The organism is Methylopila capsulata (genome assembly GCF_016907975.1).
Taxonomy (GTDB): Bacteria; Pseudomonadota; Alphaproteobacteria; order Rhizobiales; family Methylopilaceae; genus Methylopila; species Methylopila capsulata.
In genome coordinates this window covers 1154149-1174628 of the sequence record NZ_JAFBCY010000001.1, presented here as the reverse complement: position 1 = coordinate 1174628, position 20480 = coordinate 1154149, and the positions used below count along the sequence as shown (strand labels likewise).

The window sequence follows — 20480 nt, the reverse complement described above, 5'->3', positions numbered from 1 at the left end:
CGGCCTCAGTCGAAGATGAAGTCGTTCGCGCCGAGGTTCGCCACCGACACGTCGTCGAGCGTGATCGAGGAGCCGGTGTTGCCGGCCCAGGTGATCACGGCGTCGCCCGCCGCGTTCGAGCGGATGATCAGGTCGTTGAACCCGAGGCCGTCGACGTCGAGCTCGATCTTGTCGGTCCCGTCCTGGAAGTCGGTGATGCGGTCCTTGCCGTCGCCGGTCTCGAACACGAAGATGTCGGCGCCCGCGCCGCCGCTCAGCACGTCCACGCCCTTGCCGCCGTCGAGTTCGTCGTTGCCGACGCCGCCGAACAGCACGTCGCGGCCGTTTCCGCCGTCGAGCTCATCGTTGCCCGCGTCTCCGATCAGCCGGTCGTCGCCGTCGCCGCCGTCGATCTCGTCGTTGCCGGCGCCGCCGTAGAGCGTGTCGTTCCCCAGCCCGCCTTCGAGATCGTCATTGCCGGCGCCGCCCACGAGCCGGTCGTCGCCCGCGCCGCCCTCAAGGTCGTCGTCGCCGTTCTCGCCGTAGAGCCGATCGTCGCCGTCGCCGCCGAAGAGGTCGTCGTTCTGGTCGCCGCCGAACAGCGTGTCCGCGCCCGCCTGGCCGAATAGCTTGTCCTGGCCGGCGTAGCCGCGCAGCACGTCGGCCGCGCCGGTTCCCACGAGGCGGTCCGCGCCGGCCGTTCCGTTGATCGTCGCCATCTCATCAGCTCCACATGATGCGGGCGGGCGCGCCGCCCGGCCTTCTGGAGCTGAACTTAAGCGGGCTCAGTTAGACCACGTTGAGCGGTCGGTTAGAATTTGGAGAGAGAGCGACGGCGAAAACGAGGCGAAGCATCACGACACGACGTCTCGGCCCGAGATCTTGTAACCGACGCCGCGAACCGTCTGGATGATGAACGGAGGGCCGTCGTCCTCGAGTTTTTTCCTGAGATAGCGGATGTAGACGTCGACCACCTTGGTGCCGGGGTCGAAGGTGTAGTCCCAGACGTTGTTCAGCAGCCTCTGCCGGCTGACGACGCGCTCGGCGTTCGCCATCAGGAACCGCAGCAGCTCGAACTCGCGCACGGTCAGCGAGATCTCCCGGCCGCGGCAGGTCACGCGACGGGACTCGGGGTCGAGGGTGAGCGGCCCGACCGCGAGCGTCGCCTGGGTGTCCTCCGCCGGCCGGCGGCGTTTCAGCGCCTCGAGCCGCGCCAGCAGCTCGTCGAACGAGAACGGCTTGGTGAGGTAGTCGTCCGCCCCGCCCTTGAGGCCCTCGATCTTGTCCTGCAGCCCGTCCTTGGCGGTGAGCATCAGGATCAGCGCCGTCAGCCGCTCCTGCCGCACCAGCCGGCAGACCTCGAGCCCGTCGACGTAGGGCAGCATGCGGTCGAGGATCACCAGTTCGAACTCGCCCGAGCGGATGCGCTCCAGCCCGTCGCGGCCGTCCGGGGCGACGGTCACCTGATAGCCCTCCGAGGTCAGGCCGCGGCTCAGAAAATCGGCGATCCGGCGGTCGTCCTCCACCACCAGGATCTTCACGATCCCGCCTCCGCCGGCGGCAGCGACACGGTCAGCGCCGCGCCGCCCGAAGGCCTGTTGTCGAGCGTGATCGCGCCGTCGTGCCGCTCGACGATGAGCTTTGCGATCGCGAGACCGATGCCGAGGCCGCCGGTCGAGCCGCTGTCGGCCGCGCGGCCCCGATAGAAACGGCTGAACACGTGCGCGCGATCCTCTTCCGACAGGCCCGGCCCCTCGTCCGAGACCTCGACCACGAACCGTCCGTCGGCGACGAGCGTCGCGACGCGGACTCGTCCGCCGGCCGGCGAGTGCTTTATCGCGTTGTCGAGGCCGATCAGGAAGACCTGCTTCAGCCGTCGCGCGTCGGCCGCGATCAGCGCGCCGCCGTCGTTCCAGGCGGTCTCGATCAGGACGTCGCGCGGGGCGGCGAGCGCTTCGCCCTCGGCGGCCGCGGCGGCTGCGACGTCGCGGCCGCGCGTGACAGTGATCTCGAAGCTCTGGTCTTCCGCGTCGGACCGGGCGAAGGCCAGCAGGTCGTCGAGCAGTGAGCCGAGGCTTTCGGCCTGCTCCTGGATGCGGGACAGCGCCTCCGCCTGGTCGCCCGGGTCGCCGCGCCCGCGCAGCGCGACGTCCGCCTCGCCGCGCAGGATCGTCAGCGGCGTCCGAAGTTCGTGGCTGACGTCCGCCAGGAACTGCGCCCGCCGCGCGTCCACGTCCCTCAGGCGGTCGTTGGCGTGGCGCAGTTCGGCGGTGCGGGCCTCGACCTCGGAGTGCAGCCGCTGCTGCGCGGTGACGAGCTCCGCCCGTTGGCCCTCGATCGCATGCGCCATGTCGTTGAAGGTGCGGGCGAGCGCCGCGAACTCGTCGCGGCCGCGCACGGGGATGCGGGCGTCGAGCGCGCCGTCCGCGATCGCCCTGGCGCCTTCGGCGAGATCCTGCACCGGGCGCACGATCGAGCGCTTCAGCATCAGTCCGAAGCCGGCGCTGAACAGGACGGCGAGCAGCGTCAGCGCGATCGCGCCGAAGAGCAGCCACTGCTGGCGCCGGCGCACCTCGGCGAGCTCGCTCGCGACCTCGCCGCGCTCGTCCTTCAGCGCGTTCTCGAGCAGCGTCTCGAAGTCGTTCGACAGCCGGTACTCGACCTCGCGTCGGAAATGCCCGACCGCCTCGGCCTGCTTGCCGTCGCGCTGAAGGGCGAAGACATGCTCGGCCGCGCGGTCGATCGCGCGGTAGAGCTCGTTCATGCGGCTCGTCATCTCGACGTCCGAGATCTCGCGCCGCACCTCCTCGACCCCGTCGAGCGTCAGCACCTCGGCCCGCGTGACGCGGGCGAGGCGCTCGAACGCCTCCTCCATCTTGCGGCGCGCGGCCTCGAAGTCCGGCATCTGCTCCGGCCCGAGCAGCAGCACCTCGGCGATCTGCTCGGCGTAGTTGTTGGCGTGGCCGTCGAGCTCGGCGATCACCTCGAAGCGGTGGTGGACGCCGTCGATGCGGCGCACGAAATCGTCCGCCACCCTGAGCGACAGCGCGGTCACCCCGACCATCAGCGCCACGAAGGCGAGGGTCACGATCTCGAACACGAAGATACGCCAACGCACGGTCATCGGCCGGTCAGGCTCCAGGTAAGGGGAGTCGGGCGGCGGACCGCGCGCGCATCATGACGGGCGGCCGGGAGCGCGTCGACCGGGCGAACCGCGATTGACGCCAGCGTCCCGCTCCGCTTGCATCGCGCCAAGATCACAAGACGAGGAGCGCCGCCATGACCCAATCGCCCCAGCCCGCCGCCGGCTGGAAACTGACGATCCCCGTCGTCAACCTGAAGGGCGACCAGCGCGTCGCGGGCTCCTACGTGGCGGCGATCGCCGACCGCGAGGCCGCCCGGAAAGCGATTCCCTACGGCCGCGCCGTGCCCAGCGCGCCCCTGCTGCCGCTCTCCGCCGACGAGCTCGCGGGCTTCGGCGTCGACGCCGGAGCGGTCAGGAAGATCGCCTGAGGGTCTGGGCGGCCCGAGCCGTCCCCTCATGCTTTCGTCGGCTAAACGGAACGTGATCCGCGCAAAGGACGTTTTCCCAGCGAAGGCCGGCGGTATGGATCTCGCGTCAGGCGAGGCCGAGGCCGTCGGCGGCAACAGGAGTGCGTCCCATGCATCCTCTCGCTGGAACCCCGATCGCGTTCTGGATGACCGCAATGTCCTTCTGGATGGCGGCTCTGAACAAATAAGCGACGCGTTACGGGCGCGCCGTCTTCTTGTCCCAGCCTTGAGTCGGAACCCAGACGCCCGGCGATCTGGGAGAAAGCTCGACGAGCGCGCGTTCTTTCGTCCGGGCGCAGCGGCTCTGGGTCCCGGGTCGAGGCCGGGACAAGAAGGAGCGGTTCTCGCGCTTAGTTCGCCGGGCCAGCCGCCGCTCAGTGCCCCGACACGGTTTCGAGGGCGCCGGGCGCGGTCTGCCAGCCGAGGTCGGGCAGCATCACGATGCGGTTGCCGCGCAGGTCCGAAGCGCAGGCGATGAAGCCGCGCTCCTCCATGTAGGTGAGAAGCCGCCGCGCCCGCCCTGTCGAGCGCGTGCCGTAGGCCTTGGCGATCTCGGCGTCGGTGGGGCAGGGGCCCTTCATCAGCGCGGCCTTCGCGACCAGCAGGAACACCCCGCGCACATCCTCGGGCAGCGACGCCGCGATCAACGTCGCTTGATCCCAATCGGCGCTCGCGACCTCGCCGTTGTCGACGCCGGCCTTCGCGATCGCGAGTTCGCGGCGGAACCGCGGCAGGTCCGGCGCGTCGCCCGGCAGGCGCGCGATGCGGCAGCGGACGAGGAAGTCCTGGTAGAGCAGCGACACCGGCTGAAAGCTGGCGTCGGGTTCGGCCATCATCGCGGTCATGATTTCGGCGATCTTGCCCTCACGCTCGGCGTCGGCGAACAGGTCGGCGGGCAACGGCTGGGCGGCGGTCGCGTCGCTGCGCGACTGCGCGAGCTGGGCCAGCACCTCCGCCGTGTTCGCCGTCGCCGCCGCGGCACGCGGGCGGGCCTCGTCGGCGCCGCGGCGGAAGATGAGCCCCGCGGCGTCCTCGGCGAGCGTCTCCGGCATCGGCATCAGCTTGGGGCTGCCGCCGCGCCCCTGCGTCTCCACGGGCGCGATCTTCACGGTCTCGGGGCGGCGCCCGATCGCGGGGCCGAGCCCCACGAACTGGCCGCGGTCGAGATTGCGGAACGCTTCCGCCTGCCGCCGCTCCATCCCGAGCAGGTCGGCGGCGCGCGCCATGTCGATGTCGAGGAAGGTGCGGCCCATCAGGAAGTTCGAGGCCTCGGCCGCGACGTTCTTCGCGAGCTTCGCCAGCCGCTGGGTCGCGATGACGCCGGCCAACCCCCGCTTCCGCCCGCGGCACATGAGATTTGTCATCGCGGCGAGCGCCTGCCGGCGGGACTCCTCGTCCGCTTCGCTCGCCGCGGCGGGGGCGAACAGCTGCGCCTCGTCCACCACCACCAGCATCGGATACCAGCAGTCGCGCTCGACCTCGAACAGCGCGTTGAGGAACACGGCCGCCGCCCGCATCTGGCGGTCGACGTCGAGGCTCTCGAGGTTGAGGATCACCGAGACCCGGTGCCGCCGCACCCGCTCCGCGATCATCGCGAGGTCGCGCTCCACGCCGGCGGCTTCCACCACCACATGGCCGTGGGCGTCGGCGAGCGTGACGAAATCGCCCTCGGGGTCGATCACGCACTGCTGCACCCAGGTCGCGCTCTGCTCCAGCAGCCGGCGGAGCAGGTGCGACTTGCCCGAACCGGAATTGCCCTGGACGAGAAGACGGGTCGCGAGCAGCTCCTCGAGGTCGACCGTCGCGCGCTGTCCGTTCGACTTCGCGCCGATGTCGATGCTGACCGTCATGATGCCTTGTCGTCGCCGTCCCTTGCGCGTTTCGCGCGCCGAACCGTGGTCGATCGCGCGCCAAGAGTCCAAGCCGCCGCGGGCTTTTCCCCAGGAAGGCGCCGCACGCAGCGTCGCAGCCGCCAAGCGCCGTCAGCGCTTGGGAGGCCGGAACGCGCTCTGGTCGATCCCGTGCCGCTTCAGCTTGTCGTACAGCGTCTTGCGGGGAACGCCGAGGGCGTGGAGCGTCGCCTGGATGTCGCCCTGCGCCGCGGCGAGCGCCTGGCGGATCTGCTCCGCCTCGAAGGCCTCGACCCTGTCGGGCAGCGAGCCGCCCTGCGGCGCGGGCGGAGCGGCCGCGGGCGCCGGCCCGTCATCGAGGCCGAGCGCCACCCGCTCGGCGTAGTGCGCAAGTTCGCGCACGTTGCCGGGCCAGTCGTGCTGGTCGAGCTTCCGGCGCACGGCCGCGGTCATCGGCGGCGGCTCGCGCCGGAACCGCCGGCCGGCGCGGTCGAGGAAGTGGGCGAACAGCAGCGGCACGTCATCCCGACGCTCGCGCAGCGGGGGGATGCGGATCGTCGCCACGTGCAGCCGGTAGTAGAGGTCCTCGCGGAAGGCGTTGGTCCGCACCAGCTCCAGCAGGTCGACCTTGGACGCCGCGGCAACCCGGATGTCGACCTTCCGCGTCTCGTTCATGCCGAGCGGCGTCACCTCGCGGGCCTCAAGCACGCGCAGGAACTTGATCTGCAGCGCGGGCGGCATGGCCTCGATCTCGTCGAGGAACAGCGTTCCGCCGTGGGCGTGCTCGATCCGACCCACGCGCTTCTTCACCGCGCCGGTGAAGGCCCCGGCCTCGTGGCCGAAGAGCTCGCTCTCGATGACGCTTTCCGGCAGGGCGCCGCAGTTCACGGCGACGAAGGGCCTGGCGGCCCGGGGGCTCCAGCGGTGCAGCGCGGTCGCGACCACCTCCTTGCCGGCGCCGGTCTCGCCCTCGATCAGCACGTCGACGTCGGCGTCGGCGATCTGGCGCAGCGTGGCGCGCAGCCGCTCCATCGCTGGCGTCGCGCCCAGCAGCGGCATGTCGGAGGCGCTGGTCTCCTCCACGGCGCGCCGGAGGGCGCGGTTCTCCAGCACCAGGCGCCGCTTCTCCAGCGCGTGGCGGATCGGGCCCAGCAGCCGGTCGGCGGGGTAGGGCTTGGCCACGAAATCGTAGGCGCCCTCGCGCATCGCCTCGACCGCCATCGCGACGTCGCCATGCCCGGTGATCAGGATCACCGGGAGGTCGGGATCGATCGCCCTCAGGCGGCGGAACAGCTCAAGACCGTCGATCCCCGGCATGCGGACGTCGGTGACCACCACGCCGGGGAAGCTCGCGTCGAGCGCGCCGAGCGCCGCGGTCGCGGAAGGGAAGGGCGCGACGGTCAAGCCCGCCAGCGTCAGCGCCTGCGCGTTCGCGGCGCGCAGCGTCTCGTCGTCGTCGATGAAGGCGACGTCCATCAGGCGAGCCTCGGTAGGGTGACGGTGAAGACCGCGCCGCCGCGGTTCTCGGCGGCGAGGCGGCCGCCGAATTCGGCGACGATGTCGTGCGAGATGACGAGGCCGAGGCCGAGGCCCGCCGGCTTCGTCGTGGTGAAGGGCATGAACAGCGCACCCATCACCGCGTCCGGCAGGCCCGGGCCGTTGTCGGCGACGGTCACGACGACGCTTGTTTCGGCGACGGCCGCGGACAGCGCGATGCGGCCGTCCGGTCGGCCGGCCAGCGCGTCGAGCGCGTTCTGCAGCAGGTTGACGAAGACCTGCTCGAGCCGGACGCGCTCGCCCGCCACCGTCACGTCGTCGGCGAGGTCGAGATCGAGCGCCACGTTCTGTTCGCGCAGGCGGTGGCCGACCAGCAGCAGCGCGCCGTCGACGGCGGCGCGGAGCGAGACCGGCTCCACCACCCCCTTGGTCTTGCGGGCGAAGGCGCGCAGCTCGCCGGTGATCGCCCCGATCCGCTCCGTGAGGGCGGCGATGGTCGCGAGGTTGTCCGCCGCGGGTCCGGGCTGGGCGCGGTCGAGGAAGGTGCGCGCGTTGTCGGCGAAGGTGCGGATCGCCGCGACCGGCTGGTTGATCTCATGCGCGACGCTCGCCGCGATCTGGCCGAGCACCGCGAGCTTGCTCGCCTGCACCAGCTCGTCCTGCAGGTCCTGCAGCGCCGCTTCCGCGCGGCGGCGTTCGTCGATCTCGGCGCGGAGCTCGAGGGTGCGCGCCGCGACGCGCTCCTCCAGCTCGCGCCGGGCGGCGCCTTGCGCGGCGCGTTCGCGCGCGAGTCTCCGGCGGCGGGACACCGCTATGCCGACGGAGCCGAGCGCGAGCACGCCGGCGAGCAGCGCGGAGGCGCGCGCCGCCGTCCGCGCCAGCGCGACCGAGGGCGCGGTCGGCGCCAGCACGTGCAGCGTCCAGGAAGTGGTGGGCGCCGGGGCCGCGGCCTCGACGAAGCTGCGGGCGCCCGCGCCCGCGCTCGCCGCCGCGCGCACCAGCCCGTCGCCGACTGCGGTGATCGGCAGGAGGTCCAGCGGCGCGGCGCCGAACTGAAGGCTGGCCCTGAGTTCCGCGCGACGCTCCTCCGGGATCGGCGCGGTCGCCCGGAAGCGCCAGTCGGGTTCGCTCGCGATCAGCACGATCGAACGATCGTCGGTGACGAAGGTCGGCTCGGCGAAGCGTCGCCATTCCGTCTCCAGCGCCTCGAACTCGGCCTTCACCACCATCACGCCGAGCGGGCCGCCGGCGCCGTCGATGCGGCGGGTGAGATAGAGGCCGGCCTTGCCGCTGACGGTGCCGAGCGCGAAATGCTCCGCCGCGCCGTCCGCCATCGCGCGGCTGTAGTAGGGCCGGAACGAATAATCGGTTCCGACGAAGCTCGTCGGCGTGCCGGCGTTGCTGGCGGCGAGCGTCAGCCCCCTGGCGTCGAGCAGATAGATCGCGCCGGCGCGGGTCGCCTCCGCCAGCGTCCGGAGCTTGGCGTCGAGGGCGGCGAGCCGGCCGGCGTCGCGGCTTTCGAGCGCGGCGCGCACGTCCGGGTCCTGCGCCAGCACCACCGGCAGGACGCGCTGCTTCTCGATCTCGCTGCGCAGGGCCGAAATCCGCAAGTCCGCCGCCGCATGCGCCGCGGCCACGAGGTTGGACCGCGCCCACCGCTCGCCGGCGTAATCCGCGCCGCGGTCGAGCGCGATGAGCGTGGCGGCGGCGAGCAGCGCCAGCGTCCAGCCCGGCCATCGGCGTTCGGCGGTCACGGCGTCACGTCCCTCGCTCCCGCCTGTGCGGATTTTCGCACGACCGGCCCCGCTGAATTGTGCGGCGTTCCGCACATCGTGTCGAGGCGACTTTTTGGGCGCCGACAGGACGCGCGTGATTTCAATGGCTTGCGGGCGTCTCAGCGTTTTGGCGCAGCTGGCATGCGGTTTGCGCATGGACCGGCGCGACGTCGGCTCGACGCCGCCCTGCAACGCCACATCCGACCGCAACGGCGCCGGCCCCACAAGGCGACGACGGTCGAACCAAGGAGGACAGATCATGGCGATCGCCGTTCCAGCCGCGGCCCCGGCCGCCGCGCCCCGCAAGTTCTACCAGCACCTCTACGTCCAGGTGCTCGTCGCGATCGCGGCGGGCGTGGCGCTCGGCCATTTCTACCCGAGCGTCGGCGCCGACCTGAAGCCGCTCGGCGACGCCTTCATCAAGCTGGTGAAGATGGTCATCGCCCCCGTGATCTTCCTCACCGTGGTGACCGGCATCGCCGGCATGCGCGACATGGGCAAGGTCGGCCGCGTCGCCGGCAAGGCCATGCTCTACTTCCTCACCTTCTCCACCTTGGCGCTGATCATCGGCCTGATCGTCGGCAACGTCGTGCAGCCGGGCGCAGGGCTGAACATCAACCCGGCCTCGCTCGACCCGAAGGCCGTCGCCGACTACGCGGCCAAGGCCCACGACTCCACGATCGTCGGCTTCCTCACCAACATCATCCCCAACACGCCGGTCAGCGCGCTCGCCTCGGGCGACATCCTGCAGGTGCTGTTCTTCGCGGTTCTGTTCGGCGTCGCGCTCGGCGCGGTCGGCGACAAGGGCGAGCCGGTGATGACCGTGCTGGTCTCGCTGTCGCAGGCGATGTTCAAGCTCGTCGCGATCCTGATGAAGGCGGCCCCGATCGGCGCCTTCGGCGCGATGGCCTTCACCATCGGCAAGTACGGCATCGGCTCGGTCGCGAACCTCGCCATGCTCGTCGGCACCTTCTACCTGACGTCGTTGCTGTTCGTGTTCCTCGTGCTGGGCGCGGTCGCCCGCTACAACGGCTTCTCGATCCTCGCGCTGCTCCGTTACATCAAGGAGGAGCTGCTGCTGGTGCTCGGCACCTCGTCCTCGGAAGCCGCGCTGCCGTCGCTGATGGAGAAGATGGAGAAGGCCGGCGCCGCGAAGTCGGTGGTCGGCCTCGTCATCCCCACGGGTTATTCGTTCAACCTCGACGGCACCAACATCTACATGACGCTCGCGGCGCTGTTCATCGCGCAGGCGACCGGGATCGAGCTCAGCCTCGCCGATCAGGTGCTCCTCCTGCTCGTCGCCATGCTGAGCTCCAAGGGCGCCGCCGGCATCACCGGCGCGGGCTTCATCACCCTGGCCGCCACGCTGTCGGTGGTTCCCTCCGTGCCGGTCGCCGGCATGGCGCTGATCCTCGGCATCGACCGCTTCATGTCCGAGTGCCGCGCGCTGACGAACCTCGTCGGCAACGCGGTCGCGACCATCGTGGTCGCCCGCTGGGAGGGCGAACTGGACGCGGACAAGCTGCGCGCCGCGCTCGCCGGCGAGCCGACCGCGCTCGAAGCCGCGTCGCCCGCGCCGGCGCTCGTCCCGGCGGAGTGATCGGCTATGCGGACGCGGGGGGTGGACCCCCGCGCCGCCCCGTGACAGATCCTCGAACGCCCCGGCTTCCGAGCCGGGGCGTTCGTCGTTTCGGGCTGCGCGCCGATGTCGCTCGGACCGGACCCAAGAAACCCGCGCCGCCGCCTGTGAAATCGTCCAAGCTTTCGACATGAGCCTCCGCCCCGACCTCGACCTGATCGTGCAGGAGCTCGCCGACGAGATGCGCCGGCGGCCGGACCGCGGCGAGGTCGCGACCTACATTCCCGAGCTCGCGCGGGTCGATCCGTCGGCCTTCGGCATGGTCGTCATCGACGGCGACGGCCGCGTCAGCGCGGGCGGCGACAGCGACATGCCGTTCTCGATCCAGAGCGTCTCGAAGGTCTTCACCCTGACGCTGGCGCTCGGCAAGGCGGGCGACCGGCTGTGGCGGCGCGTCGGGCGGGAGCCCTCGGGCAGCCCGTTCAACTCGATCGTCCAGCTGGAGCGCGAGCACGGCGTGCCGCGCAATCCCTTCATCAACGCCGGCGCGATCGCCGTCACCGACGCGATCGTCTCGGGCCACCAGCCGCGCGAGGCGCTGGGCGAGATCCTACGCTTCATGCAGTTCCTCGCCGACGACGACACCATCACGATCGACGAGGCGGTGGCGGCGTCGGAGCAGCGCACCGGCTTCCGCAACGCGGCGCTCGCGAACTACATGAAGTCGTTCGGCGTGATCGAGAACCCGGTCGACTACACGCTCGGGGTCTACTTCCACCACTGCGCCATCGCCATGTCGTGCCGGCAGCTCGCGATGGCCGGGCGTTTCCTCGCCCACTCCGGGGTGCAGCCCTCGACCGGGCGCTCGGTGGTGACGGCCGAGCGCGCGCGGCGCATCAACGCGATCATGCTGACCTGCGGGCACTACGACGGCTCGGGCGATTTCGCCTACCGCGTCGGGCTGCCGGGCAAGAGCGGCGTCGGCGGCGGCATCCTCGCGGTCGCGCCGGGCAAGGCCTCGATCGCGGTCTGGTCGCCGGGCCTCGACGCCTCCGGAAATTCACACCTCGGACGCATCGCGCTTGAAGCGCTTGTGAAGCGCACGGGCTGGTCGATCTTCGGAGTCTAGCTACATTCCCTCGACTTGCCTGGTCTTTGATTGGCCGGTCCGGGCCACCGTCACAACCCGCCGGTCGCGCGCCGCGACCGGCGGGCGGAAACTTCGCGGCGCGGACGGAAGGGCTTGATGGCCGAGGACTGCGCTCGGTTGGCTACGTTGCGGTCCTACGGCATTCTGGACACCCCGCCGGAGCCGCGGTTCGACGACATCGCGCGGCTCGCGGCCGTCATCTGCGGCGCGCCCGTGGCGGTGGTCAGCTTCGCGGACGCCGAGCGCCACTGGTACAAGGCGCGCGTCGGGCTCGGGATCGAAGAGGTCGCGTGGAGCCACTCCAGCTGCTCCTACGTGGTCGAGAACGACCTCGACGAGCTGGTGGTGCGCGATCTCGCCGCCGACCCGCGGTTTGGCCACCACGGCGGGGCGCTGGGCGCCCCGGTCTGCCGCTTCTACGCGGGCGTGGCCATGCGGGCGCCTTCCGGCGTGATGATCGGCACGGTTTGCATCGCGGACGTCGCCGCGCGGGTCGGCGGCCTGACGCCGGCGCAGCTCGGGGCCCTGCACGCGCTGGCGCGGCACGCCATGGCGCTGGTCTGGGCACGCACGATGATCGTCGATCCCGCTGCGGCGCTCTGAGGCCTGCAGGCGACAAACCGCAGGCGAAGGCGAACGAACCGCGGCCGAGGTCGTTTGGCTCCCGACGACAGGAGCAGACGCCATGACCTACCCCACCCCGCCGTTCCCCCGGCAGTCGCAGTCCTTTCCGGGCAATACCTCCGGCATGGACCCCAAGCCGGACCACGGCGAGACCAGCTACCGCGGCTCGGGACGCCTCGCGGGCAAGAAGGCGATCATCACCGGCGGCGACAGCGGCATCGGCCTCGCCGTCGCGATCGCCTTCGCGCGCGAGGGCGCCGACCTGGTGATCGTCCACCTTCCCGCCGAGACCGAGGACGCCGCCGCCTGCCGCACGCTGATCGAGGAGGCGGGACGACGGGCGGTGATGATGCCCGGCGACGTCAGCGACGCGGGCTTCCGCAAGCAAATCGTGGAGCGCGCCGTCGCCGAGCTCGGCGGCCTCGACGTGCTCGTCAACAACGCCGCCTACCAGAAGCCCTACCCGTCGATCGAGGAGATCACGCTGGAGGAGTGGGAGAAGACCTTCGCGGTCAACGTCCACGCCTATTTCCACCTGACCCAGCTCGCGGTGGCGCACATGGGTCAGGGCGGCTCGATCATCAACACCGCGTCGATCAACTCCAAGGACCCGACGCCGATGCTGCTGCCCTACGCGGCGACCAAGGGCGCGATCGCCAACATGACGCTCGGTCTCGCCGGGCTGTTGGGCGAGCGCGGGATCCGCGTCAACGCGGTGCTGCCCGGGCCGATCTGGACGCCGTTCATCCCCGCCGGCATGCCGCCCGAGGCCGTCGAGACCTTCGGCGCGAAGACGCCGATGGGACGTCCCGGCCAGCCGGCGGAGCTCGCCTCAGCTTACGTCATGCTCGCCTCCGACGAGTCGAGCTACACCTCCGGCGCGCTGCTCACGGTCGCGGGCGGCCAGGCGGTGCTTTGACGCGTCGCCGGCCGGAACGGCCGCCGTCCCGGACCGTTCACACTGCGGGACGCGCGGCGCGTCCCGCAGTGACCGGAGAGGCGGCCCCATGGCGCGCGAGACCCATATCGAAGCCTATGACGGTCCCGCCGGCGGATGGGGTTCGGCGAAATCCGTCGGGCGCTACGTACTGGGCGAGGGCGCCCCGCTGCGGACCACCGCCGCGCTCGCCAAGCAGAACAAGGTCGGCGGCTTCGCCTGCGTCAGCTGCGCCTGGTCGAAGCCCCGCGATCCCAACACGTTCGAGTTCTGCGAGAACGGCGCCAAGGCGACCGCCTGGGAGCTGACCTCGAAGGCGATCGACGCCAGCTTCTTCGCGCGCCACACCCTGCGGGAGCTGGAGCATTGGTCCGACTTCGCGCTGGAGGACCAGGGGCGGCTGACCGAGCCGCTGAAGTACGACGCGGCGAGCGACCGCTACCTCCCCATCGCCTGGGAGCAGGCCTTCGCCGAGATCGGCGCCGAGCTGAACGCGATCGATCCGAAGGCCGCGGTGTTCTACGCCTCGGGCCGGGCGTCGCTGGAGACGTCCTACCTCTACCAGCTGTTCGCGCGGATCTACGGCACCAACAACCTGCCGGACTCCTCCAACATGTGCCACGAGAGCACATCCGTCGCGCTGCCGGAGAGCATCGGCGTGCCGGTCGGCACGGTGTTCCTCGAGGATTTCGAGACCACCGACTTCATCTTCTTCTTCGGCCAGAACGTCGGCTCCAACGCCCCGCGGATGCTGCATCCGCTGCAGGAGGCGCGGAAGCGCGGCGTGCCGATCATCACCTTCAACCCCTTGCGCGAGCGCGGGCTGGAGCGCTTCACCAACCCGCAGGCGCCGACCGAGATGCTGACCGGGGCCGAGACCACGATCTCGACCCAGTACTGCCAGGTGAAGGCCGGCGGCGACCTCGCCGCCCTGTTCGGCCTCGCCAAGGCCCTGATTGCGCTCGACGACGCGGCGGCGGAGTCGGGCGGCCCGGCGGTGCTCGACCACGGCTTCATCGCCGAACACACCCACGGCTTCGAGGCCTTCGCCGGCGCCTGCCGCGCGCGGGGCTGGGACGCAATCGAACGCGGCGCGGGGCTCTCCCGCGCGGCGCTGGAGCAGGCGGCGGAAACCTACGCGCGCTCCACCGCGGCGATCGCCGTCTACGGCATGGGCCTCACCCAGCACCGCACCGGCGTCGAGAACGTCCAGATGCTGGCGAACCTCTTGCTGCTGAAGGGCAACATCGGTCGCCCGGGCGCGGGCATCTGCCCCGTGCGCGGGCATTCCAACGTGCAGGGCCAGCGCACGGTCGGCATCACCGAGAAGACCAAGCTCGCCCCGCTCGACCGGCTGAAGGAGCTCTACGACTTCGAGCCGCCGCGCGAGGACGGCATGGCGACGGTCGACGCCTGCGAGGGCATGGTCGCGGGGACGGTCGAGGCCTTCGTCGCCCTCGGCGGCAATTTCCTGCGCGCGATTCCCGAGACCGGGGCGATGGAGACGGCGTGGCGGAAGCTCCGGCTTTCCGTCCAGATCGCCACCAAGCTGAACCGCAGCCACGTCGTCCACGGCCGCGCGGCCTATCTGCTGCCCTGCCTCGGCCGGATCGAGATCGACCGGCAGGCGAGCGGCCCGCAGGCGGTTTCGGTGGAGGATTCGAGCTCGCACTTCCATGGCTCGCGCGCGCTGGTCGATCCCGTCGCGGCGACGTTGAAATCGGAGCTCGCGATCGTCGCGGGGCTCGCGCGGGCGACGCTGCTGCCGAACCCGAAGGTCGACTGGGAGGGCTGGACCGCGGACTACGCCAAGGTCCGCGACGCAATCGAGGCGACCTATCCGAAGGTGTTTCCGGGGTTCAACGCCCGGCTCGACACGCCCGGCGGATTTCCCAAGCCGATCGCCGCGCGCGAACGGGAATGGACGACGCCGACGGGCAAGGCGAACTTCATCTTCCCCGAGAGCCTCGACGAAAACCCGGACATGCCGGCGCCGAACCCGGACGCGTTGCGCCTCATCACGCTGCGCTCGAACGACCAGTTCAACACCACGATCTACGGCTTCGACGACCGGTTCCGCGGCGTCGACGGCACTCGCATGGTGGTGTTCATGAACGCGGCCGACATCGCGCGGCTGGGCTTCGCCGACGCCGGGACGGTCACGATGACGACGGCCGCCGACGACGCGCTGCGCGAGGTCGCGGGCTTCCGCATCGTCGCCTACGACATCCCCGAGGGCTGCTGCGCGGCCTATTACCCCGAATGCAACCCGCTGATCCCGCTGTGGCATCACGCCAAGGGCTCGAAGGTGCCGGCCGCGAAGGCGATCCCGGTGACGCTGCGCGCGGCCGGCTGAGGGGGCGCAATCGTCCGTGAAGGACTGGGCCGTTATGCCCGGTTGTGCAGGACGCGGCCAATCAGGTTCAGCAGCACCTGCGCCGCGAGGATCGAGGTGACGCCCGCGGGGTCGTACTCGCGCGCGACCTCGACGAGGTCGACGCCGACCACCGTTCCGCGCCTGGTGATCCCGTCGAGCAGCTCCAGCACCTCGTAATAGGTGAAGCCGCCGTGGCTCGGCGTGCCGGTGCCGGGCGCGATGGAGGGGTCGAAGCCGTCGATGTCGATCGTCAGGTAGTAGCGCTTGCCTGCCGGGATGCGCTCCAGCACAGCGTCCACGCCGAGCTTGCGGATCTGGCGGACCGAGAGGATGTCGGAGCCCATCGCCCGCGCGTCCTCGTAGCCCTCGCGGGCGGTAGAGGAGACGTTGCGGATGCCGAGCTGCGTGAGGCCGGTGACGTAAGCCCGCTCCGCCGCGCGCCGCATCGGGTTGCCGTGGCCGTAGCGGACGCCGTGGCGCTCGTCGACGAAGTCGAGATGGGCGTCGAACTGGATGAGGTGGATCGGCTCCTCGTCCGAGAACGCCGCGATGCAGGGGATGTTGACGGAGTGGTCGCCGCCGAGCGTCACCGGCAGCGCGCCGCGTTTAAGGATTTTGCGCACCGCCGCCTCGATGTTGGCGTGGCTCTGCAGCGTGTCGGTGTGGATCATGTCGGCGTCGCCGACGTCGACGATGCGCGCCTGGCCCGCCGGCAGGTAGACGACGTCGTCCTCGTGGTCGTAGGCGCCGGCGTGGCCGAAGGCGAACAGGGTCGAGGCCTCGCGGATCGCCCGCGGGCCCGACCGCGCCCCCGAGCGCCACTGCGTGCCGAGGTCGAACGGCGCGCCGAGGATGGCGACGTCCGCGTCCAGCCGGTCCCAGTCGAGGCAGAGCGGGTATTTTCCGAAGGTCGCGACGCCCACGAAGGGCAGGTCGAGCCGTCCGGCGTCGTAGCCATGTGCCATGGCGGAGTGTCCTTGTCGTTCGAGTTCAGGCGTTACCCGCCCTTTTCAAGCTCGTCGTCGCCCGGCCGGAGCGCCGGGGCCCATCATCCCGCCGTTCGCGATGGTTCTGAGCCGGCGGGGTGATCCGTTCCGGGACATACCCGGAACGACGGCGGGATTCGCAGCGTCAACACTGCCCAACGCGTCCTCTCAGCCCCCGCGCGCCGCGAGGCTGTCCGCCACCACGCAGAGCAGCTCGAACATGACAGTCGCGCCGGTCATGGCGGTGAGGCCGGAGGGGTCGAACGGCGGCGCCACCTCGACGAGGTCCGCGCCGACCACGTCGAGCCCGGCGAGCCGCCGCACCAGGGCCTGCGCCTCGCGGGTCGAGAGCCCCCCGATCTCCGGCGTGCCGGTCCCGGGCGCCTGCGAGGGGTCGATGGCGTCGATGTCGAAGCTGACGTAGGTCGGCCCGTCGCCGAGGATGGCGCGGGCCTCGTCCATCACGTCGTCGACGCCGCGCGCGACAAACTCCTCGATGAATATCATTCGGACGCCCGCGGCCCTCGCGAAGTCGAAGCTCGCGGGATCGGCGACCGAGCCGCGCAGGCCGATCTGCACCATGCGCCGGGGGTCGACGAGGCCTTCCTCGATCGCCCGGCGGAACGGCGTGCCGTGGTTGTACTTCTGGCCGAAGAAGCTGTCGTAGGTGTCGGAGTGGGCGTCGAACTGGATCAGCCCCACCGCCGCGCCCTTCGACAGCCCGCGCAGGATCGGCAGCGTGACGAGGTGGTCGCCGCCGCCGGTGATCGGGATCGCCCCGGTCTTGGCCACGCCGGCGTAGTGCGCCTCGATCAGGCGCAGGCTCTCCATCAGGTCGAGAGGATGGGTCGGGCAGTCGCCGCAGTCCGCGACGCGGACGAGGTCGTAGGGCGAGCGGCCCGTGACGTGGTGGTGCCGCCGCACCAGGCTCGACTGGTTGCGCAGCTCGCGCGGGCCGTGGCGCGTGCCCGCCCGGTTGGTCACGCCGCCGTCGAACGGCACGCCGATCAGCGCGACGTCGACGTCGGCGGGGTCCATCACCGGCAGGCGCATGAAGGTCGGCAGGCCGGCGAAGCGCGGCGTCACGCTGGTGTCGAGCGGCTGCGGCCAGGGAGCCGCGGGCGTCGGGTCCGTCATCGGCCTCGCTCCCGGCTCAGAGGCCGAATTCCTTGCGGACGGCGGCGGAGATCAGGGCGACGTGGTCGTCCATCAGCCACTGGCCCTTCTCGGCCGTGGACCCCTGCGCGACCGCAAGCACGCCAGATGCCGGGACGAAGCCCTCCGGCACGGGAAAACGGTCGTAGGTCGGGAAGTTCGCCGGGCCGTCGGTCGGCGCCTTGTCGATCTCGACCAGCTCCGGGCGCAGCAGCATCATCAGCGAGGTCTCGAGCAGGCTGGCGTGCTCCAGCTCGGTGCCGGGGAAGCCGTCCGGGAACAGCCGGTCGAGCGTCTCGCGCCGCACGAAATCCCAGTACTCGAAGCGCATCGCCTGCATGTCGGCGATCCCGTCGCGGCGAAGCTCGCGCAGGCCGAGGTCGAGGCCCTCGACCGAGGGCCAGGCGTTCTCGAAGTGTCCGACCACCAGCACGATGCGGCGGACGCCGTGATGGCCGAGGCCGCGGATCACGTCGCGCACCACAAGGGAGAAGGTGTTGGCGTCGAGGCTGACCGTTCCGGGAAACAGCTCGCCGCCGCCCGAGCGCGGCATCGACTTGTAGCCGTAGGGGATCGTCGGGGCGACGAGCCCGCCGACCGCGCGCGCGACCCGCTCGCACACGCCGGTCGGCAGCGCCACGTCGACGCCGAGCGGCAGGTGCGGCCCGTGCTGCTCGGTCGCCCCCAGGGGCAGGAACACGGGCGCGCCGGCCGCGATCTTGGCCTCGAACTCCGGCCAGCTCAGCTCGGACATGAAAACGCTGTCGACCATGCGGGGCGGCCCTTCAGTGCATCGCGGCGCCGCCGTCGACGCTGACGCATTGGCCCGTCATGAACGTCGTGTGGCGGCTGGTGAGGAACAGGATCGCCTCGGTCAGCTCGTGCGGCTGGCCGATGCGGTTGAGCGGGTTGCGGGTCTCGACCGCGAGCTCCGCCGGTGACATCGCGCCGGCGTCGAGCAGCGGGGTGTCGACCGGGCCGGGCGCGACGGCGTTGACCAGCACGCGGGGTCCGAGCTCGCGCGCCCAGGAGCGCGTCAGCGCCAGCACCGCGCCCTTGGTCGCGCAGTAGCCGGAGGCGCCGGCGCGGCCGAGATAGCCGAGCTCGGAGGCCACATTGACGATCTTGCCGCCCTCGGGCCCGAAATGCTTCAGCGCCTCCCGCGCGGCGAGAATCATGCCCTTGAGGTTCACGGCGACCATCCGGTCGAAGGCCGCGAAGTCGAACGCGGCGAGGCTGGAGCCGCGGTAGACGCCGGCGCAGCTCACCACGGCGTCGATCCCGCCGAGCGACTCCGCCGCCTCGGCCATGGCGGCGATCATGTCGGCCTCGTCCGAGACGTCGGCGGTGATCGTGAGGAACGGCGCATCGGCGGGCGACAGGTCGATCCCGGCGACTTTGGCCCCGGCCTCCGCCAGCCGCAGGGCGCCGGCGCGGCCGATGCCGCTCGAGGCGCCGGTCACCACCACTTTGAGGCCTGCGTGCGCGCTCACCACGGCGCTTCTCCCCGGTCGACGCCGAGGCTCTGCCCGGTCACGCTCGCCGCGAGGTCGGAGGCGAGGAACAGGTAGGGGCCGGCGACGTCCTCCGGCTCCATGAAGCCGGGCAACGCCTGCGCGGCCACGACGCCGTCGAGCAGGGTCTCCTCCGCGGTTCCCGAGCGCTCGGACATCCGCTTGAGCGAGCGCAGCGAGGCCTCGGTCCGCACCCAGCCGGGGCACACCGCGTTGACGGTGATCCCGCGTGGTCCGAGCTCCTTCGCCCAAGTCTTGGTGAGGCCGATGACCGCGTGCTTCGAAGCGACGTAGCCGCCGAACGCCGCTTCCGCGGTGCGCGACCAGACCGAGGCGGTGTTGATGACGCGGCCTCCGGACGAGAGCTTCGGCAGCAGCGCCCGCGTCATCAGGAACATGCCCGTGACGTTGATCTCGAGGATCCGGCGGAAGGTCGCCTCGTTCTCGGCGCTGGCGTCGTCGAGCGGCGTCAGGCGCTCGTAGCCCGCGTTGTTCACCAGCACGTCGAGCTTCGGCAGCGCGGCGGCGAAGGCCTCGACCTCAGCCGATCGGGTGACGTCGACCTCATGGCCGCGGGCGCCGAGGCGCTCGGCCTCCGCATGGATCACCGGGTCGTCGGCGAGCATGATCAGTTCGGCGCCGGCTGCGGAGAAGGCGCGGGCGATCCCGAGCCCGATGCCGCGGCTCGACCCGGTGACGACGACGGTGCGCCCGGCGAGTCCTTCGAGGTTCACAGCTCGCCCCCTGCCGCCGCGCGCACCATGCCGATGGTCTCGCGCCGGAGCGCGAAGAAGTCCTCGCCGTCGCGGATCTCCAGCGATCGCTCCTCGCCGAGCCGGCTGCGGACGTCGATCTCGGCGACGATCCGGGTCGGGCGCTTCGAGAACACCACCACGCGGTCGGCGAGGAACAGCGCCTCCTCGACGTCGTGGGTGACGAACACGATGGTCTTGGCGTCGCGCCGCTGGATGCGCCGCAGCTCGGTCTGCAGCTGCTCGCGCCGGAGCGCGTCGAGCGCGCCGAAGGGTTCGTCCATCAGCAGCACGTCAGCGCCGGCCGCGAGCGTGCGGGCGATCGCGATGCGCTGGCGCATGCCGCCCGAGACCTGGCTCGGGAAGTGGTCGGAGAACTCGTAGAGGCCGACGAGGTCGAGGTAGCGCTCGGCCCGCACCGCCTTCTCGTCCTCGGACAGGTCGTTGCGGTACTTCAGCCCGAACGCGACGTTCTGGGTGACGGTGAGCCAGGGGAACGACGAGTAGGACTGGAACACCATGCCCCGCCGCCGGTCCGGCGCGCCGACCGGCTCTCCCTCCAGCCGGATCTCGCCGGAGGTCGGCTGGTCGAGCCCGCCGATCATCCGCATCAGCGTGGTCTTGCCGCAGCCCGAGGGGCCGAGGAACACCACGAACTCGTGCCGGTCGATCGCGAGGTTGAACGGCGTCTCGACCACCGGCACGGCGCCGAAGCTCTTGGTGACGTGGTCGAACTGGAGATGCGTCACGGCC

General features: G+C 71.1%; 18 protein-coding genes. 6 read left to right on the top strand and 12 right to left on the bottom strand.

Annotated features, from left to right (window positions below):
* Nucleotides 1-5: 5 nt before the first annotated feature.
* The 3 genes from JOD31_RS05580 to JOD31_RS05570 form a co-directional block, all read right to left on the bottom strand.
* Complete coding sequence (locus tag JOD31_RS05580; RefSeq protein ID WP_204949261.1) at nt 6-698, bottom strand: calcium-binding protein; 693 nt, start codon at nt 696-698, stop codon at nt 6-8.
* A 135-nt stretch (nt 699-833) separates the two neighbouring features.
* A complete protein-coding gene (locus tag JOD31_RS05575; protein WP_204949260.1) occupies nt 834-1520 on the bottom strand; it encodes a response regulator transcription factor in 687 nt (228 codons plus the stop codon).
* Nucleotides 1517-3103, bottom strand: a complete 1587-nt coding sequence (locus JOD31_RS05570) for a sensor histidine kinase (RefSeq protein WP_204949259.1) — start codon at nt 3101-3103, stop codon at nt 1517-1519. Before JOD31_RS05570 ends, JOD31_RS05575 begins: the two co-directional genes overlap by 4 nt.
* Nucleotides 3104-3258: 155 nt before the next feature.
* Here JOD31_RS05570 and JOD31_RS05565 point away from each other — a divergent pair, with 155 nt between their 5' ends.
* Nucleotides 3259-3492: a hypothetical protein gene (locus tag JOD31_RS05565; RefSeq protein WP_204949258.1), complete on the top strand. Its 234-nt coding sequence runs from the start codon at nt 3259-3261 to the stop codon at nt 3490-3492.
* A gap of 413 nt (nt 3493-3905) precedes the next feature.
* On the opposite strand, the gene JOD31_RS05560 is transcribed toward JOD31_RS05565, so the two are convergent.
* From JOD31_RS05560 to JOD31_RS05550, 3 genes are all read right to left on the bottom strand, one after another.
* Nucleotides 3906-5381, bottom strand: coding sequence for a helicase HerA domain-containing protein (locus JOD31_RS05560; RefSeq protein ID WP_204949257.1), 1476 nt, complete (start codon nt 5379-5381; stop codon nt 3906-3908).
* Between the two features lie 132 nt (nt 5382-5513).
* Nucleotides 5514-6857, bottom strand: a complete 1344-nt coding sequence (locus tag JOD31_RS05555; RefSeq protein ID WP_204949256.1) for a sigma-54-dependent transcriptional regulator — start codon at nt 6855-6857, stop codon at nt 5514-5516.
* Nucleotides 6857-8632: a sensor histidine kinase gene (locus tag JOD31_RS05550; RefSeq protein WP_204949255.1), complete on the bottom strand. Its 1776-nt coding sequence runs from the start codon at nt 8630-8632 to the stop codon at nt 6857-6859. Before JOD31_RS05550 ends, JOD31_RS05555 begins: the two co-directional genes overlap by 1 nt.
* Nucleotides 8633-8912: 280 nt before the next feature.
* Here JOD31_RS05550 and JOD31_RS05545 point away from each other — a divergent pair, with 280 nt between their 5' ends.
* From JOD31_RS05545 to JOD31_RS05525, 5 genes are all read left to right on the top strand, one after another.
* A complete protein-coding gene (locus JOD31_RS05545; protein WP_204949254.1) occupies nt 8913-10253 on the top strand; it encodes a dicarboxylate/amino acid:cation symporter in 1341 nt (446 codons plus the stop codon).
* A gap of 169 nt (nt 10254-10422) precedes the next feature.
* Nucleotides 10423-11361 (top strand): glutaminase, encoded by a 939-nt coding sequence (locus JOD31_RS05540; protein ID WP_204949253.1) that lies wholly within the window; start codon nt 10423-10425, stop codon nt 11359-11361.
* Between the two features lie 138 nt (nt 11362-11499).
* The gene (locus tag JOD31_RS05535) at nt 11500-11985 is read left to right on the top strand and encodes a GAF domain-containing protein (protein WP_204949252.1); all 486 of its coding nucleotides are present in this window, start codon (nt 11500-11502) and stop codon (nt 11983-11985) included.
* Nucleotides 11986-12067: 82 nt separating this feature from the next.
* Nucleotides 12068-12925, top strand: a complete 858-nt coding sequence (locus tag JOD31_RS05530; protein ID WP_204949251.1) for a glucose 1-dehydrogenase — start codon at nt 12068-12070, stop codon at nt 12923-12925.
* An 88-nt stretch (nt 12926-13013) separates the two neighbouring features.
* Nucleotides 13014-15299 carry an FdhF/YdeP family oxidoreductase gene (locus JOD31_RS05525; protein WP_204949250.1) on the top strand — a complete coding sequence of 762 codons (2286 nt, stop codon included), beginning with the start codon at nt 13014-13016 and terminating at the stop codon, nt 15297-15299.
* A 32-nt stretch (nt 15300-15331) separates the two neighbouring features.
* On the opposite strand, the gene speB (JOD31_RS05520) is transcribed toward JOD31_RS05525, so the two are convergent.
* From speB (JOD31_RS05520) to JOD31_RS05495, 6 genes are all read right to left on the bottom strand, one after another.
* Nucleotides 15332-16285, bottom strand: coding sequence for an agmatinase (gene speB / locus JOD31_RS05520; RefSeq protein ID WP_204949249.1), 954 nt, complete (start codon nt 16283-16285; stop codon nt 15332-15334).
* A 189-nt stretch (nt 16286-16474) separates the two neighbouring features.
* On the bottom strand, nt 16475-17443 hold the full coding sequence (gene speB, locus JOD31_RS05515) for an agmatinase (protein ID WP_204949248.1): 969 nt from the start codon (nt 17441-17443) through the stop codon (nt 16475-16477).
* 16 nt (nt 17444-17459) lie between these two features.
* A complete protein-coding gene (locus JOD31_RS05510; RefSeq protein WP_204949247.1) occupies nt 17460-18233 on the bottom strand; it encodes a creatininase in 774 nt (257 codons plus the stop codon).
* Between the two features lie 13 nt (nt 18234-18246).
* Entirely contained in the window at nt 18247-18954 is a 708-nt protein-coding gene (locus tag JOD31_RS05505; RefSeq protein ID WP_271206165.1) for an SDR family NAD(P)-dependent oxidoreductase, read from the bottom strand.
* Nucleotides 18951-19709: an SDR family NAD(P)-dependent oxidoreductase gene (locus JOD31_RS05500; RefSeq protein WP_204949245.1), complete on the bottom strand. Its 759-nt coding sequence runs from the start codon at nt 19707-19709 to the stop codon at nt 18951-18953. The genes JOD31_RS05505 and JOD31_RS05500 overlap by 4 nt, the downstream gene beginning before the upstream one ends.
* Nucleotides 19706-20476, bottom strand: a complete 771-nt coding sequence (locus JOD31_RS05495) for an ABC transporter ATP-binding protein (protein ID WP_204949244.1) — start codon at nt 20474-20476, stop codon at nt 19706-19708. The genes JOD31_RS05500 and JOD31_RS05495 overlap by 4 nt, the downstream gene beginning before the upstream one ends.
* Nucleotides 20477-20480: the final 4 nt, after the last annotated feature.